This window comes from Hymenobacter sp., assembly GCF_036388155.1.
In the GTDB taxonomy this organism is placed as follows: Bacteria; Bacteroidota; Bacteroidia; order Cytophagales; family Hymenobacteraceae; genus Hymenobacter.
The window spans coordinates 1-14,923 of the sequence record NZ_DASVSI010000143.1 but is presented as its reverse complement, the minus strand read 5'-3'; the positions used below and the strand labels follow the sequence as shown (position 1 = coordinate 14,923).

General features: G+C 61.8%; 16 protein-coding genes. 10 read left to right on the top strand and 6 right to left on the bottom strand.

Going from position 1 to position 14,923, the window contains the following annotated elements:
- Positions 1 to 296 precede the first annotated feature (296 nt).
- The 3 genes from VF629_RS20015 (at position 297) to lgt (ending at position 2,255) form a co-directional block, all read left to right on the top strand.
- Complete coding sequence (locus VF629_RS20015) at positions 297 to 938, top strand: RNA polymerase sigma factor (protein WP_331060282.1); 642 nt, start codon at positions 297 to 299, stop codon at positions 936 to 938.
- Entirely contained in the window at positions 931 to 1,230 is a 300-nt protein-coding gene (locus VF629_RS20010; protein ID WP_331060281.1) for a hypothetical protein, read from the top strand. Before VF629_RS20015 ends, VF629_RS20010 begins: the two co-directional genes overlap by 8 nt.
- Positions 1,231 to 1,370: 140 nt before the next feature.
- The gene (gene lgt, locus VF629_RS20005; protein WP_331060280.1) at positions 1,371 to 2,255 is read left to right on the top strand and encodes a prolipoprotein diacylglyceryl transferase; all 885 of its coding nucleotides are present in this window, start codon (positions 1,371 to 1,373) and stop codon (positions 2,253 to 2,255) included.
- A gap of 111 nt (positions 2,256 to 2,366) precedes the next feature.
- On the opposite strand, the gene VF629_RS20000 is transcribed toward lgt, so the two are convergent.
- The 3 genes from VF629_RS20000 to yidD all read right to left on the bottom strand — a co-directional run bounded on the left by VF629_RS20000 (position 2,367) and on the right by yidD (position 5,478).
- On the bottom strand, positions 2,367 to 3,926 hold the full coding sequence (locus VF629_RS20000) for a T9SS type A sorting domain-containing protein (protein ID WP_331060279.1): 1,560 nt from the start codon (positions 3,924 to 3,926) through the stop codon (positions 2,367 to 2,369).
- A gap of 378 nt (positions 3,927 to 4,304) precedes the next feature.
- Positions 4,305 to 5,207, bottom strand: a complete 903-nt coding sequence (locus VF629_RS19995) for a hypothetical protein (RefSeq protein WP_331060278.1) — start codon at positions 5,205 to 5,207, stop codon at positions 4,305 to 4,307.
- Positions 5,208 to 5,253: 46 nt separating this feature from the next.
- Positions 5,254 to 5,478, bottom strand: a complete 225-nt coding sequence (yidD, locus tag VF629_RS19990) for a membrane protein insertion efficiency factor YidD (protein WP_331060277.1) — start codon at positions 5,476 to 5,478, stop codon at positions 5,254 to 5,256.
- 113 nt (positions 5,479 to 5,591) lie between these two features.
- Here yidD and VF629_RS19985 point away from each other — a divergent pair, with 113 nt between their 5' ends.
- Positions 5,592 to 6,743 (top strand): DUF4357 domain-containing protein, encoded by a 1,152-nt coding sequence (locus VF629_RS19985; RefSeq protein ID WP_331060276.1) that lies wholly within the window; start codon positions 5,592 to 5,594, stop codon positions 6,741 to 6,743.
- Between the two features lie 22 nt (positions 6,744 to 6,765).
- Here VF629_RS19985 and VF629_RS19980 read toward each other — a convergent pair whose 3' ends face one another.
- Positions 6,766 to 7,500: a SprT family zinc-dependent metalloprotease gene (locus VF629_RS19980; RefSeq protein WP_331060275.1), complete on the bottom strand. Its 735-nt coding sequence runs from the start codon at positions 7,498 to 7,500 to the stop codon at positions 6,766 to 6,768.
- Positions 7,501 to 7,607: 107 nt separating this feature from the next.
- Here VF629_RS19980 and VF629_RS19975 point away from each other — a divergent pair, with 107 nt between their 5' ends.
- The 3 genes from VF629_RS19975 (at position 7,608) to VF629_RS19965 (ending at position 11,150) form a co-directional block, all read left to right on the top strand.
- Positions 7,608 to 8,540, top strand: a complete 933-nt coding sequence (locus VF629_RS19975) for a hypothetical protein (RefSeq protein ID WP_331060274.1) — start codon at positions 7,608 to 7,610, stop codon at positions 8,538 to 8,540.
- Between the two features lie 103 nt (positions 8,541 to 8,643).
- A complete protein-coding gene (locus VF629_RS19970; protein ID WP_331060273.1) occupies positions 8,644 to 8,949 on the top strand; it encodes a four helix bundle protein in 306 nt (101 codons plus the stop codon).
- Between the two features lie 176 nt (positions 8,950 to 9,125).
- Positions 9,126 to 11,150 carry a helix-hairpin-helix domain-containing protein gene (locus VF629_RS19965; protein ID WP_331060272.1) on the top strand — a complete coding sequence of 675 codons (2,025 nt, stop codon included), beginning with the start codon at positions 9,126 to 9,128 and terminating at the stop codon, positions 11,148 to 11,150.
- A gap of 130 nt (positions 11,151 to 11,280) precedes the next feature.
- On the opposite strand, the gene uxuA is transcribed toward VF629_RS19965, so the two are convergent.
- The gene (uxuA, locus tag VF629_RS19960; RefSeq protein ID WP_331060271.1) at positions 11,281 to 12,441 is read right to left on the bottom strand and encodes a mannonate dehydratase; all 1,161 of its coding nucleotides are present in this window, start codon (positions 12,439 to 12,441) and stop codon (positions 11,281 to 11,283) included.
- An 85-nt stretch (positions 12,442 to 12,526) separates the two neighbouring features.
- Complete coding sequence (locus VF629_RS19955; protein ID WP_331060270.1) at positions 12,527 to 12,667, bottom strand: hypothetical protein; 141 nt, start codon at positions 12,665 to 12,667, stop codon at positions 12,527 to 12,529.
- A 13-nt stretch (positions 12,668 to 12,680) separates the two neighbouring features.
- On the opposite strand from VF629_RS19955, the gene VF629_RS19950 reads away from it, so the two are divergent.
- The 3 genes from VF629_RS19950 to VF629_RS19940 all read left to right on the top strand — a co-directional run bounded on the left by VF629_RS19950 (position 12,681) and on the right by VF629_RS19940 (position 14,882).
- Positions 12,681 to 12,788, top strand: a complete 108-nt coding sequence (locus VF629_RS19950; protein ID WP_331060269.1) for a substrate-binding domain-containing protein — start codon at positions 12,681 to 12,683, stop codon at positions 12,786 to 12,788.
- A gap of 484 nt (positions 12,789 to 13,272) precedes the next feature.
- Positions 13,273 to 13,905, top strand: a complete 633-nt coding sequence (locus VF629_RS19945) for a (2Fe-2S)-binding protein (RefSeq protein WP_331060268.1) — start codon at positions 13,273 to 13,275, stop codon at positions 13,903 to 13,905.
- Entirely contained in the window at positions 13,902 to 14,882 is a 981-nt protein-coding gene (locus tag VF629_RS19940) for a xanthine dehydrogenase family protein subunit M (RefSeq protein WP_331060267.1), read from the top strand. The genes VF629_RS19945 and VF629_RS19940 overlap by 4 nt, the downstream gene beginning before the upstream one ends.
- Positions 14,883 to 14,923: the final 41 nt, after the last annotated feature.

Below are 14,923 nucleotides of genomic sequence, written 5' to 3'. Positions count from 1 at the left end.
GCTGGCGCTACAATGAGTGGTTGTCTAAGAAGCGTGTCGCTTGCCGGTCCGACGCCCGAGGCGTCCGACCGGTTGTCGTTGAAAGGGGACGGGGAGGCGGCCCAGGCGGCGCGGACGGCAACCGGTCGGACGCCTAGGGCGTCGGACCGGGCAGAGCCGACTTCCTAAACCGCTTCTAAACGTGAAAAAAAGCTAGACCCTGCGCAAGTTTGCCCGGTAGTTGGGTCCTAATGCATTGAAGTTCCTGCTCAGCCGATGCTGGAACACTTCTTCACCAGCACTTCTGCTTCGTTTTTGTGGCGTATTCCTTTCCCTTGCTGCTGGCCGATGACCCGCCGGCCAGCCCCTGCCTCACCAGCCCAGCGGAAGCGGCCGAAGCGGCGTTGGTGGCGCAGTTGCAGTCGGGCAGCGAGGCAGCCTTTCGAACCTTGGTCGAGCGCTACCAAGACCGTATTTACCGGGTGGTGCTTTCCCTGTTGCGCTCGCCGGAAGAAGCCGAAGACGTGGCCCAGGAAGTATTTGTGGAGGTTTACCAGACCATTGGCCGGTTTCGCGGCGAGGCGGCGTTGAGCACTTGGTTGTACCGCTTGGCCACGTCGCGGGCGCTCAAAAATCTGCGACGGGCCCGGGCCAAAAAGCGCTTTGCCTACTTTACCAGCTTGCTGGGTTTCGGGAACGATGTGCTGCATGATGCGCCCAACCACGCGCACCCGTTGGCGCTGCTCGAAGGCCAGCAGCAGCTACGCCTCTTGCTCGACCACATTGCCCGCTTGCCCGCCGCGCAGCAGGTCGCCTTCACCCTGCGCCACGAGCAGGAGCTGAGCTACGAGGAAATCGCGGCCGTGCTCGACACCACGGTGCCGGCCGTGGAGTCGCTGCTGTTTCGGGCCCGCAAAACCCTCCGTCACCACTTGCAACCCCATTTTCGTCATGGCTGATTTCCCCGTTCGCCCCGATACCGACGAAGCCTGGCACGACTTGCTGGGCCAGTTGCACCGCCAGCCCAAAGCCCAGCCCCGGCCATTTTTCTACGGCCGGGTGCAAGCCCGCCTCGCCGCCAAAACCTCGGCGGAAAAAGACCTACTGCCTGCTTGGCTGCGCCGGCCGGCTTACGCCGCGCTGCTGGGGGCACTGGTCCTGAGCCTCAGCGGCGACGGGCCGGGGCTGCGCGCCGGCAGCGCCGCCGCGGGTGGCCCCGGCTATCAGCCGTCCCGGGTAGCACCGCGCTAGTTTCCGTGGCCCATTTGGTGGCTGGGCCTGCCTGCCCGGCTCTGCCGAAACTCGTTGGCACCGCGGTTGTGGCCTTGTGCACACGGCGGCGAGCCCGAGGGGCTGAGTACCTTTAACCCCATATTTCACTTTCGCGCCGCATGCTGCCTTTTCTCGCCGCCATTTTCTGGAACGTCGACCCCATCATCGCCCACTTGGGGCCCGTCACGCTACGTTGGTACGGACTGTTTTTCATGCTGCCCTTCGTGGTGGGTACCTTCATTCTGAACCACATTTACCGCTCCGAGCGGGTATCGCCGCAGTGGGTCGACGTCATCACCATTTACATGCTCATTGGCACCATCGTGGGCGCGCGACTGGGCCACATGCTGTTTTATGATTTCGAAGCGTTGGTGGCCGACCCCATGGTGGTGTTCAAAATCTGGCAGGGCGGCCTGGCCAGCCACGGCGCCACCATCGGCATTTTGTTCGCCTGCTGGCTGTTTGCGCGCAATAACAAGTTTGACTATCTGTGGGTGCTCGACCGCATCGTCATTGTGGTGGCGCTGGGCGGCGCCTGCATTCGCACGGGCAACCTGATGAACTCCGAAATTGTGGGCAAACCCACCGATGTGCCGTGGGCCTTCATCTTCCCCCGCGACGTTGAGCACCTGGTAAACGGCGTGGCCGTGCCCCGCCACCCCACCCAGATTTACGAGGCGCTGTTCTGCATTTTTCTGCTCATTCTGCTTTACTCCATGTGGAACCGCACCAAGGAGCGCACGCCGCGCGGCCTGCTGTTCGGCTTGTTTGTAGTGCTGCTGTTCACCCAGCGTTTCCTGGGGGAGTATTTGAAGGAAAACCAGGTGGCTTTTGAAGACAACAACCTCTTCAACCAAGGCCAGTTGCTGAGCCTGCCGCTAATTTTGGTGGGCATCTGGGTGCTGTGGCGGGCGGGCAAAGACCCGCAAAACCCCCACGGCTACGCCCCGCGGGACCTGGAAGAAAAGGAAGCCGGTACGGTAGAGCCCCGTGCCGTGAAATAACGCTTTTTCCGCTGGTTGGCAGGCGATGATTGCTCGGATTAATTCGGGTTAAGAATTGGTTTTAGCCTGTTCGAACGCGAATTACTATAGCATCCTTCTCCGCCGCGAGCCTTATAGTTTAACGAGCTTTTTAATGACGACCTGCTGGGCAAAGCGCAGTTCAACGACGTACCAGCCCGCCGCGAGTCCCGCCACCTCTACCGGCCTGGCTTCGGCGGCCGGCCGCACGAGTAGCCGGCGGCCCAGTGCGTCGTATAGCGTCAACTGATAGGGTTGCGGGCAGTCGCCGGGCACTTGCACCCGGAACGTGGCGGTGGTTGGATTGGGGTACAGCGTTGCCGCCGCGGGCGCGCACGTCGCACCGGCGCGGGGTTCCAACCCATTGAAGAAGTGCTGCATGAAGTTGGGCAGGGCAGGGGGAGCAAACCGCCCCCCAAAGTCGAAGCGCTGGGCGCGAACTTCGCAGGCAAAGCCGCGGGCATTGGGCCGGCCGATGACGAAAAACACGTTGCCCGCATCCCCGGACTGTTCGTTGGGGCCACCGCTGCGGTAGCCACTGGCCCCGTAAATGCGCCCGTCGGGCCCGTTCTGGAACTGGTAGACAACTTGGGACATCTGCGTGGCGCTCACGTTGGTGGCCGGATTGTTGACCACAATGCTTTGCCCGGACGCGGCAACTGCGGCGTCGTCGCCGGCCCGTAAATCGAACTGACTGATGCAGTTGTAGTTTCGGCCGTCCGGGGTCCGGCCAAAGTTTGGCACGTAGAGCTTGGAGTTATCGGGCGAAAAGCACGGGCTGTAGGCGTCGCGCAAGGTTCCAAGGTTGACGTAGTGCGCCACGGCCCCGGTCGCGGGGTCAAAGTCGTAGAGGCCAAACGACGGAGGGTTGCTGTCAGACGTGGTTAACGTGCCACAGGCCAGTTTCCGGCCGTCCGGCGAGGCTTGCAGCGTGCCGGTTGCCTGTTCTTGGAAACCCGTGTGGGTGGTATCGGTTGGTTGGGACGGCCCCAGGGCATACCGGGCGGGTGGCCCGACCCCGGCGACGGTCACGGGGTACACCACAAACGCGTTGCTGAGCCATTCGTGGCACACCACCCAGTAGTCGCGCCCGTTGGCGTGGCGCACGGCCGTAAGCTTTTCGCTGAGCCCCGTGGCCAACCGGCGGTTTTTGGTGGTCGGAACAACGTCGCCCAGCCCATTATTGCGGCGCAGGTCCACCAGTGAATAGGCGAGCGAGCTGGCGTAGGTCCGCGCCGGCATGGGCGGTGCCGCTACCTTGGTGCCAGCCCGCAGCGTAAACAGGTAGTAGCCGGCCGTATCGCCCGGCACGGGCACCAGCAGCGCGCTTTGCGTGGCGTAGGAGGCAGGCGGCGGCAGCGCCGCGGGGAAGGAAGAACCCCACAAGCCGTCGCCGTTCGGCAGTACGCGGTGGTCGCGGCCCCACACCCTGGCTCCGTCAGAGTAGAGCAGGAGTTGCCCGGTGGTCCGGTCCGAAACCACGGCGGCGCTGGTGTAAGTCGTCGTTTGGCCATCGAGCAGCACCTGCGGCAAACCCGCCCGGAAGCTGAAGCCGGCCCGGTCTCCGAAGTACCACGTGTCGGCCTCGTGTTGGGCGCAGGCCCGGCCGCCGAATCCGGACAACAACAAGACCCAAACCAGCTTCTGAGCCATGCTAACTGATATTAATATGTTTATCAATCAAGCTGTCTGGCATGTTGGCTCCGTTCGGTCCGACGCTCTAAGCGTTTGACTGGCTGCTGTCTACACGACACTCCATCGGCCGTCGACCGACAACCGGTCGGACGCTTAGGGCGTCGGACCAGCAGGCGACATCCTGCCTAAACCGCTTCAATAGCAATCTACGCCTTTTGCTTCGCATCGTGCCCAAGACCAGCTTGCCTGTTGGCAGGAGGGGTGCCGGAATAGTCGGCGGCGAGCTTGGTTGGTGGCTTTTCTGCGGTTTCTTTGCCCCGCAAGCAATCCTCTCGCTTGGAAAGCACGTTTCCGACCGCAGCGCTAATCCGACCCCGCGGCGCCTGGCAATCTTCGCTACTGCAGCGCATACTCGTACAGCGCGCCTTGCTCGGTGCTGATGAGCAGCGTGTTTTCGTCCTTAAACGCGACGCCCTCGGTTTGGCCGGCCCCGGTGAGTTCTACTTGCTTGGGCGTGGCCTTGAGGATTTCCTCCCAGGAGCCGCCGTCCAGGGTAAACAAGGCGCCGCGGGCCAGCAGCACCAGGCGGCGGCCGCTGGGGCTCAGGGCCGCGTCGGTCACCTGACCGGGAATGGCGAGGCTGGTGACGCGCTTGGCCGTGTGCGTGCCGGACTGGTCGGGCACGGTGTACACGTTGCTGGTTTGCTCCTGCTGGTCTTTGGTAAATAGCCAGATGTTGGCGTCGTGCCACAGCGTGGCTTCGCAGTCGAAGTTGCGGCCCTTCTTTTTGGGCGGAAACTCGGTTTGGTCGGGGTAGGTGAAGGCGATGGTGCCCACCTGCTGCGGCTGGGCGGGGTCGACGCGCAGAATGCGCAGGTTGCGGCGGTCGGAGTTGTTGTTGCCGCAGTCGCCGATGAAGTACATGCCCTGCGGGTTGCGGGTCATGCTCTCCCAGTCGTGGTTTTTGGCGTTGATGCTGATTTCGGAGGCCACCTTACCCCCGTCGTTGATGAGGTAAAGCGTGGCCGAGTTGCCGTTGTCGCCGAAGCTGTAATAAGTGCCCGGCTGCGGCCCCGGCACCAGCCCTGAGCTTTCGGGCACGCCCAGGCTGCCCACCCGGCTCAGGCCCGGCACGGCGGCATCAATCATGCGGTCTTCGAGGGATTCTTTGTTCTTTTTCTTTTTGCCTTTGGCCGGAGCAGTGTCGGTGGCGAGGGCCTTTTCGTCGCTTTGAGCTTGCGAGCAGGCCGCGGCCAGGAGCAAAGCCAACGCGGCCGGCAACAATGGGATAAAACGCATTGAACGGGGTTCAGAGGGTAAAGCTTGGCTATACGAAACCGGCCCGCTACGGTATGGGGTCGAAGCCGTGGCCGCCCCAGGGGTGGCAGCTGGCAATGCGCCGCAGGGCCAGGCGTCCGCCGCGCCAAGGCCCGTATTTGCCAATGGCTTCGGCCGCGTAGGCCGAGCACGTGGGCGTATAGCGGCAGCTAGGCGGCGTGAGCGGCGAAATGAAGTGGCGGTAAAACCACACCAAGCCCAGAAAAAGCGCGCGAAACAGCCGGGAAATCATGGAGCGAAGGTAACCGCTGCGTAGCACGGGGCAGATGAGCAATCCTGCTGACATGCAACGCGCAAGCACTGTTGTTGAGTTTATTTACGAATAATTAGCCAACTGCCTGCTGCATGACCAACGAAATACTGCTTGATGTTCGCCAACGCTTGGCGAAAAAAGAATACCACAACGAAGAACATGTGCGCCTGTCATTGGTGGCGCGGGTGGTGCAAGCTTTGGGGTGGAACATCTGGAATCCAACAGAAGTGTACACCGAGTTCAAAGCCACCAAAAAGGAAGACAACACGCGGGTGGACGTGGCGCTGTTCACCCACGATTTTGAGAGCACGGCCGTGTTTATCGAATGCAAAGCGGTTGGCGCCTTCGCGGCAGACTTGAGCACGGTTGAGAAACAGTTGCGCGACTACAACCGCGACCACACCGCCCTGTTTACGGTCATCACCGACGGGCGGCACTGGCGGTTATACTTCTCCTTTACCAGCGGCGAATTTAAGGACAAGCTTTTTTGCAAATTCGATTTGTTGGAAGATGGTTTGGAGGAAGCAGCGGGCTACTTAGAAACCTTTCTGCACCGCGAAAACATTCTGAACCACTCGGCCCGCCAAAAAGCCGAAGCCTACTTGATGCTGGGCAAAAAGGAGAGGGCTATGCAGGACGTGCTGCCCGATGCGCAGAAGCTGGTGTCGCTGCCACCTTTTTCGTCTTTGCCACAAGCCATGGTCCAACTATTAGCGGCCAAGACACTCACTATTACTCCAGCCGAAGCGCAGGCGTTTCTCACGGGAACTAGCGTGGCTCCCGACGTCGACAACGCATCAAAACCGCCCGTTCAAACCGCCACAAAGTCAACTGGAACAAAACCTGCTTCCTTAAAGAAAACGGCCGTTCAGAAGTCGCCTGCGCCTGCTGAGCCTGCGCCTCCAATGGCCGGAGAAACCGTTGAGTTTGTGTTATTACTCAACCGGGCGGAAATTAAAGCTACTGCTGATTGGAACCCGACCACTCGGCAATTATGTGTGCGTGCTGGTTCGTCAGCAATGTTAGAAAACCGCAAAAGTCTGTCATCCATTGGGGCTGCCTTGCGGAAGAGACTACTGGAGCAGAAAATTCTCATGCGGCAAGTCGACCAATTAAAGTTTGAACAGAGTTTCTTGTTTGAGAATGCTATTCAAGCGGCTCAAGTCATTTGTGGATACTCAGTGAACGGCAAACAGGCATGGCGTGATTTAGCTGGTAACCCACTAACTGATTATTTGAATTAAGTGAATTAAGCCAGCTCGACTATCACTTCGGCAGCGCGTTCAGCTCGTCTTTCCACCGCTGCCAGTCGGGCAGCAGGCGGGTTTGCAGGTCATAGAAGGCCTTGGAATGGTCGCCCACCAGCAGGTGGCAGCACTCGTGCAGCACCACGTAGTCGAGGCATTCGGGCCGGGCGCGCACCAGCTCGGGGCTGAGGCGAATGCGGGCCGTGCGCGGCGTGCAACTGCCCCAGCGCGTGCGCATCTGGCGCACCGACAGCGTCGGGCGCGTGAGCTTGAACTCGGCGAAGCGGGGCCACACCCGCGCCAACGACTCGGCAAAGAGCGGCCCGGCCTGGCGGGCGTACCAGCTGTGCAGCAGCGCCTCCGTTTGGGCCTCGGTGAGTGGCATGGGGGTGCTGATGACCAGTTCCTCGCCAAGTAGCGCCACGGCCGGCCGCGTGGCTTCGGCGAAGCGCAGGGGATAGGGGCGGCCCAAGTAATATTGCTGGCTACCGGGCTGATAGCGCAGACTCGGCACAGGAGCGGGGCGGCTGGCAAAGGTGGCTTGGTGCTTCAGAATCCAGTCGGCTCTTTTGAGTACTTGTTGGGCCACCCACTCGGCCGAAATTCCGGCGGGGGCGCTTACGTGCACGCTGCCGTCGGGCCGCACGGCGAAGCCGATGGTGCGCCGCGACCGGAAGACGAGGGTGTAGCTGAGCGGCTGATTTCGATAGAGTACGGTTTCGCGCCGGGGCGCGGCAGAGAAGGAGCGGGGCATGGGAAAGCAAGTTCGGCAGCAGTGCCGAAACCGGTAACTGCGCAATTGGGCAAAATAATTCGGGGGCTGAGCTCAACCCTTTGCTGTTAAGCTGCTACCTTCCGGTCATGGAACACTGTGTACCCCGTTTATTTTCTTTTTTCTGCTTTAGTTCGGTCTTCTTCGGGTTGCTGGCCGCCGCGCCTGCCGCAGCTCAAGGCAATGGCCCCGGCACGCGCGGCGCCCGCGCCGCCGCGCTCGGCAACGCCTCGGTGGCGCTGGCCGGCGAGGTGTGGAGCATGGGCAATAATGTCGCTGGCCTGAGCGAAATTCAACAACCCACCGTCGGCTTTTATGCCGAAAACCGCTATTTCAGCTCGGCCCTCAACGTGGGGGCGCTCACGGTAGCCATGCCGCTGGGCCGCGCCGCTTCAGCCGCCGCCACCGGAGATGCCACCCTGGCCCCAACCGCCGCGGCCCGCACTTGGGCCCGCCACGGCGTAGTGGCGTTCGAAGCGCAGCGCTTCGGCGGCTCGCTCTACAACGAAACCCGCGTGGGCGCCGGCTACGGCTACCGCTTTGGCCAAATCAGCCTGGGCGGCCGCGTCGACATGCTGCAGGTGAGCATCGAGGGCCTCGGCAGCAAGCGCGTGCTGCTGGGCACGCTGGCCGGTCAAATCGAGGTGGTGCCCCAGAAGCTCAGCTTCGGTGCCTCGCTCTACAACCTGAGCCAAACCAAGCTGGCCAGCTACCAGGACGAGCGGGTGCCCACCGTGCTCAAGGCCGGCCTGGCCTACCGCCCCAGCTCACAGGTGGTGCTGCTGGTCGAAACCGAGAAAGACGTGGAGCGCGACGCCAACTTCAAGGCCGGCCTAGAGTACCGCCCGGTTCCCATCCTGGCGGCGCGGCTGGGCCTGGCCACGCTCACCGAGCAAGCCAGCGCCGGCCTGGGTGTGCTGGCCGGTGGCTTTCAGATTGACTACGCGGCGTCGTTTCAGCAGGCGCTGGGTTTCAGCCAGCACCTCAGCGTTGCGCTGCGCTTAATGAAGAATGAGAAATGAAGAATGAGGAATTAGCTGGCGAATCTTGCAGCACAGTCGAGGAGGGTAGCGAGAACGTTGTCGCTTATAAATCCTTTGGCTTGGCTGTGCGGATAGTCAAGCTGTGCCGTTTTTGCGCGAAAGCCGGCAAGAATTTGTGCTAACCAAACAACTTTTGCGCAGCGGAACATCTATTGGCGCCAATGTGGAAGAAGCCATTGGCGGCATATCCCGAGCTGATTTTTCAGCCAAAATCAGCATTGCCTACAAGGAAGCTCGGGAGACCAGCTATTGGCTAAAACTGCTACGTGCCACCGAGTATTTGACCGAAGAATCCTTCCATAGCGTCCACAACGACTGCGAAGAAGTCTGCCGCATCCTGCGAGCCATCCTGAATACAACGAGGCGTTCTGATTTAGTGAAGAATTAAATTATTACATGGTAAAAAACTTACTTTCTGCCACTACTTGGCTTCGCTATAGAATTTCCATCTCCTCCGCAAACTGCGCTGGGCGGTGCCTTTTGCTTACAGTAGCAATTCTTCATTCCTCATTCCTCATTCCTCATTCGACAAAAGCGCAAGACTTCATTCGCCGTCCGCCTGATTTGGACCGCCTCACGCAGGAATTATTCGCCGAAATTCAGTCGGACCAGGTGCCCTACGAGGACTTGTACGAAACCCTGCTGCAGTACTACACCACGCCCATCAACCTCAACCTGGCCACCCGCGAGGAGCTGCGGGCGCTGTTGCTGCTGAGCGAAAACCAGATAACCACCCTGCTGCGCCACCGCGAAACCAACGGCGAACTGCTGAGCGTGTATGAGCTGCAAAGCATCGAAGGCTACGACCTGCGCACCATCAACCGCATTCTGCCCTTCGTGAGCGTGCTCAGCAGCAGTGCCAACGGCAGCCGCGGCAGCCTGTGGCAGCGCATTGCCGCCGAGGACAACAACGCCCTCTACCTACGCTACGAGCGGGTGCTGCAGGAACGCCAGGGCTATACGCCGCCCACCATTTTTCAGGGGCGGCCCACCACGCGCTACCTCGGCTCGCCCGACAAGATGCTCATCCGCTACCGCGTGAGCCACAGCAAGGATTTCAGCCTGGGCTTCTCGATGGAGAAAGACGCCGGCGAACAGCTGACCTGGAACCCCAAAAACGGCCAGTTCGGGGCCGACTACGTGTCGGCGCACTTCCTGCTGCAGGAGCGCGGGCGGCTCAAGGCGCTGGCGCTGGGCGACTACCAGCTGCAGTTCGGGCAGGGCTTGCTGCTGTCGTCGGGCTTGGGCGTGGGCAAGGGGGCCGAAACCATTACCACGCTGCGGCGCTCGTCGGTGGGCGTGCGGGCGTACTCGTCATTGCTCGAAAACACGTTTTTCCGGGGTGGGGCGGCTACCGTGCAGGTGGCGCCCACGGTGCAGGCCACGGCGTTTGCGTCGCACAAAAACGTGGACGCCAACCTGCAGCAAAGCATCGATTCGCTGGCTCAGTTCGATGAGTTCACGTCGGGCCTGCTCTATACCGGCTTCCACCGCACGGCCTCGGAGCTGGCCAACCGCCACGAGCTGGCCGAAACTATTGGGGGCGGTAACGTGGGCTACACCAGCCGCAACGGCAACCTCGCCCTGGGGGCCACCGGCGTGTTCACGCACTACGGCACCCCGCTGCTCAAGCGCGCCGAGCCTTACAACCGCTTCGAGTTCAGCGGCAAGGAAAACCTGGCCGTGGGCCTGCACTACAGCTACGTGTGGCGCAACCTGCTGCTATTCGGCGAAACGGCCCGCACTACCGGCGGCGGCCTGGGCACCGTGAACGGCCTGCTCGCCAGCCTCGGCCCCACCGTGGACGCGGCCCTGCTCGTGCGCCATTACGACCCCACCTTTCACACCCTCTACGGCAACGCCTTCAGCGAAAACACCCGCAACATCAACGAAACCGGCGTGTACCTCGGCCTGAAAATACGCCCCGTGGCCAAGTGGGAAATTTCGGCCTACTACGACCAGTTCCGCTTCCCGTGGCTGCGCTACCGGGCCAGCGCCCCCACCGACGGCCACGACGCCCTCGTGCGCCTAGCCTACACGCCGTCCAAAACCAGCGTGCTCTACGTGCAGCTCCGCCAGCGCCTCAAGCCGCGCGACTTGCCCTCGGGCGACGAAGTCCGGCCCGTGCCGCTGCCCGGCGAGCAGCTCCGCCAAAGCATTCTGTTCTACTACAACACCGCCGCCAGCGCCAACCTGGGCCTGCGTACCCGCGTGCAAGCCTCCCGCCTGCGCGACGACACCGGCCTGGCGTGGCGGGCGGGTTACGTATTGGCCCAGGACGTAGGCTACCAGGTAAACCGCACCTTAAAGCTTACTGCCCGCTACTCCCTGTTCGACGCCGATGACTACGACACCCGCCAGTACGTGTACGAGCAGGACGTGCTGCTGGCCGTGTCGCTGCCCGCGCTCTACGGCCAGGGCACGCGCATCTACGGCATTGCCGAAATCCGGGTAAACCGCGCCATTACGCTCTGGCTGCGCTACGCCGAAACCCGCTACCGGAACCAGCAAACGGTGGGCACCGGCTTGGAGGAAATCACCGGCCCGTTGCGGGGCGAAGTGAAAGCCCAGATGCGCGTTAAGTTTTAGCGCATGTATAATTAAGAACGGTCATGCTGAGCGCAGCCGAAGCATCTCTACTGCGCGAGTAAATAATTACTTGCTTGGAGAGATGCTTCGACTCCGCTCAGCATGACCGTTTATGGTTTCTTATGGCTTCTCAGCTGCGGCTGATGCCCAGCTCCAGGCCTCGCAGCTCGGCTAAGCCGCGGAGGCGACCGATGGCGGAGTAGCCAGGGTTGGTTTTCTTCTTCAGGTCGTCGAGCATTTGGTGGCCGTGGTCGGGGCGCATGGGCAGGCTGACCTGGCGCTGGCGCATCACCTGCACGAGTTCGCGCATCACGGCGAACATGTCCACGTCGCCTTCCAGGTGGTTGGCTTCGTAGAAATTGCCGGCCTCGTCGCGCTGGGTGCTGCGCAGGTGGATGAAGTGGATGCGGCCGGCGAACTGGCGCACCATGCCGGGCAGGTCGTTATCGGCCCGCACGCCGAAGGAGCCGGTGCAGAAGCACAGGCCGTTGTGCAGCGAAGGCACGGCTGTTGCCAGCGCGGCCACGTCCTCGGCCGTGCTCACCACGCGCGGCAAACCCAGGATGGGGTAGGGCGGGTCGTCGGGGTGAATGGCGAGGTTGATGCCCACTTCCTCCGCCACCGGCACAATGGCTTGCAGAAACAGCACCAAGTGCTGGCGCAGCTTCGCCGCGTCGATGCCTTGGTACGCATCCAAGGCCAGCTGAAACTGCTCCAGCGTGAAGCTTTCCTCGCTGCCGGGCAGGCCCGCAATGATGTTGCGCTGCAGTTGCAGCCGCTCAGCTTCGCTCATGGAGGATAAGCGCGCCTCGGCACGGGCCAGTTCGTCGGGCGTGTATTCCTCGGTGGCGCCGCGCCGCTTCAGTAGCAGAGCGTCGAACGCCACGAAAGCGTCTTTCTCGAAGCGCAGGGCCTTGGAGCCGTCCTCCACTTCGTAGGCCAGGTCGGTGCGCGTCCAGTCGAGGACGGGCATGAAGTTGTAGGTGACGGTGAAGATGCCACAGGCCGCGAGGTTGCGCAGGCTGGTTTGGTAGTTGGCGATGTATTCCTCGAACTGACCGGTGCGGGTTTTGATGTTTTCGTGCACCGGCACGCTTTCCACCACGCTCCAGGTGAGGCCGGCCGCCGCTACTTCGGCCTGGCGCTTTTGGATTTCGGCCACGGGCCACACCTGGCCGTTGGGAATGTAGTGCAGCGCCGTGACGACGTCGGTAGCGCCGGCCTGGCGGATGTCGGAAAGACCAACGGGGTCGTTGGGGCCGTACCAGCGCCAGCTTTGGATAATGGGCATAGTTGAGTTAGTAAAAAGTAGTCGCCGTCGTGCTTGGCTGCGCTCGGCACGACGGTCAAATGTATTGTTGAAAGAGGCGGACGTGCTAATTCGAGTACGCGCTGCGGTGGTCGTCGGGGCCGCCGTTTGCTTTCACCGTTTCGCCAGTTACGGGGCGGTAGGTGCTGGTGGCCAGGTAGACGAGCGGACCAGCCAATTCTGTCGGCTTGCCGTAATACCTGGCCACCAGCACCTACCAGGTGTGCCGGCAGCTGGGCCGCCGCATCCCCGGAGATGTCAAAATTATCGGTTTCTCCAACCTGGAAAGTGCCGCCCTGCTCGACTCGCCGCTGTCCGCCATCACCTAGCCGACCCAGGAAATCAATAAGGAAGCCGCCAAGATTTTGCTACGAGGTGTAGGAAAGCGCAAGTCCATTTTGCCCGGCGAAAGCATCGTGTTGAAGTCAAAACTGTTCGAGCGCCAATCCACGGCGCAATCCTGAATTGATGGCAGTCAAGGCACACCGACAATTAGCGAAAAAAGCCGTCCGGCAGAGCGCCGCGAAGCATCTCGCGTGCTTCAACTGATTAGCGACTGCGGGCAAGATGCTTCGCGGCGCTCTGCCGGACGGCTTAAGTAATAGTAGTTTAGTGGGGGTAAGCAGATTAAAACATTCTCAATTGGTTCAGACTAGAACAAAAAGCGGAATTACCCTGCAATTTTTGGGTGGCGCGCTGCCTGCGTGTCGGCATCTTTCCGTATACTGAAGTAGCGTAAGCGGCCGGCCAGCGGCCTTCTGCATGGCCTTGGCGGCCTAAGCTCCTCCCTCTGACAACTTCCCGTCGATAGTTATGAATGAAAACCCCGAACCTGACCAGCCGGCCAACCACGACGAGGCCCGGCGCAATTTCCTAAAGCAGTCGTCGGTGCTCACGGCCATGGCGCTGGTGCCCGGCCCGGTGGTGCAAGCGGCTTCCCACGAGCTGGACGAACGCGTGGCCGCGGCTTTCGAAAAAGTCCCGCTGAAGCTGGAAATCAACGGCAAAAAATACAAGCTCTCCGTTGAGCCCCGCACCACGCTGCTCGACTTGCTGCGCGAGCAGCTGAACCTGACCGGCACCAAAAAAGGCTGCGACTACGGCCAGTGCGGCGCCTGCACCGTGCACGTCGACGGCCAGCGCGTGAACAGCTGCCTGAGCTTCGCGGTGATGCACGACGGCAAAAAGGTCACGACCATTGAAGGCTTGGCCGACGGCGACAAGCTGCACCCCATGCAGGCCGCGTTTGTGAAGCACGACGGCTTCCAGTGCGGCTACTGCACGCCGGGCCAGATTATGTCGGCCGTGGCCTGCGTGCGCGAAGGCCACGCCGACTCGGAAGCGGAAATCCGGGAGTTTATGAGCGGCAATATCTGCCGTTGCGGCGCCTACACCAACATCGTGGCCGCCATTCAGGAAGTGAAAAACGGAGGGCAGAAAGTATGAACCAGTTCCAATACGTCCGGCCCACCAAGCAGCAGGCCGCCATCGACGCCGTGACCAAGGATGCCACCGCCAAGTTCATTGCCGGCGGCACCAACCTCGTCGACCTGATGAAACGCGGCGTGATGGCCCCGCAAAAGCTGGTCGACATCAACCGCCTGCCGCTTACCAAAATCGAGCGCGAGAACAACAGCCTGCGCATCGGCGCCCTGGCCCTGAACGCCACCGTGGCCGACGACAAGCAGGTGCGTGAGCGGCAGCCGCTGCTGGTGCAGGCCATCAACGCCGGGGCGTCGGCCCAGCTGCGCAACATGGCCACCACCGGCGGCAACATGCTGCAGCGCACCCGCTGCCCGTATTTCTACGACACGGCCATGCCCTGCAACAAGCGCGAGCCCGGCACCGGCTGCGGCGCGCTGGAAGGCATCAACCGCATGCACGCCATCTTCGGCTTCTCGGACAAATGCATTGCCGTGCATCCCTCCGACATGAGCGTGGCCCTGGTGGCCCTGGATGCCACCGTGCTGGTGAGCGGCCCCAAAGGCGACCGCCGCATTCCCTTTGGCGACCTGCACCGCCTGCCCGGCGACGCCCCCGAAAAGGACACCACGCTGGAGGCCGGCGAACTCATCACGGCCGTGGACGTGCCCGACGGGCCCTTCACCAAGCACGTGAGCTACTACAAGGTGCGGGAGCGCGCCAGCTACGCCTTCGCGCTGGTATCAGCCGCTGCTGCTCTGGACTTGGACGGCAACACCATCAAAGCCGCGCGCTTGGCGATGGGCGGTGTGGCGCACAAGCCCTGGCGCCTCGCGGCCGCCGAGCAGGCGCTGGTGGGCAAGCCCGCCACGGAAGAAACCTTCCGGCAAGCTGCCGCCGTGGCCATGCAAGGCGCCAAGGCTTTCAAGTACAACGAATACAAGCTTCGGCTGGCGCCAAACACGCTCATTCAGGCCCTGAAAACCGCCGCTGCCGCCTAATCATAAACGCCCGTCATGCAGAGCGGAGCGAAGCATCTCGC

Excerpts from the sequence above, each read along its gene's own strand:
- VF629_RS19995 (WP_331060278.1), bottom strand. The coding sequence starts at position 5,207 with ATGCGTTTTATCCCATTGTTGCCGGCCGCGTTGGCTTTGCTCCTGGCC.
- VF629_RS20000 (WP_331060279.1), bottom strand. The coding sequence starts at position 3,926 with ATGGCTCAGAAGCTGGTTTGGGTCTTGTTGTTGTCCGGATTCGGCGGC.
- VF629_RS19985 (WP_331060276.1), top strand. The coding sequence starts at position 5,592 with ATGACCAACGAAATACTGCTTGATGTTCGCCAACGCTTGGCGAAAAAA.
- VF629_RS19945 (WP_331060268.1), top strand. The coding sequence starts at position 13,273 with ATGAATGAAAACCCCGAACCTGACCAGCCGGCCAACCACGACGAGGCC.
- VF629_RS20010 (WP_331060281.1), top strand. The coding sequence starts at position 931 with ATGGCTGATTTCCCCGTTCGCCCCGATACCGACGAAGCCTGGCACGAC.
- uxuA (WP_331060271.1), bottom strand. The coding sequence starts at position 12,441 with ATGCCCATTATCCAAAGCTGGCGCTGGTACGGCCCCAACGACCCCGTT.
- lgt (WP_331060280.1), top strand. The coding sequence starts at position 1,371 with ATGCTGCCTTTTCTCGCCGCCATTTTCTGGAACGTCGACCCCATCATC.
- VF629_RS19940 (WP_331060267.1), top strand. The coding sequence starts at position 13,902 with ATGAACCAGTTCCAATACGTCCGGCCCACCAAGCAGCAGGCCGCCATC.
- VF629_RS19980 (WP_331060275.1), bottom strand. The coding sequence starts at position 7,500 with ATGCCCCGCTCCTTCTCTGCCGCGCCCCGGCGCGAAACCGTACTCTAT.
- yidD (WP_331060277.1), bottom strand. The coding sequence starts at position 5,478 with ATGATTTCCCGGCTGTTTCGCGCGCTTTTTCTGGGCTTGGTGTGGTTT.
- VF629_RS19975 (WP_331060274.1), top strand. The coding sequence starts at position 7,608 with ATGGAACACTGTGTACCCCGTTTATTTTCTTTTTTCTGCTTTAGTTCG.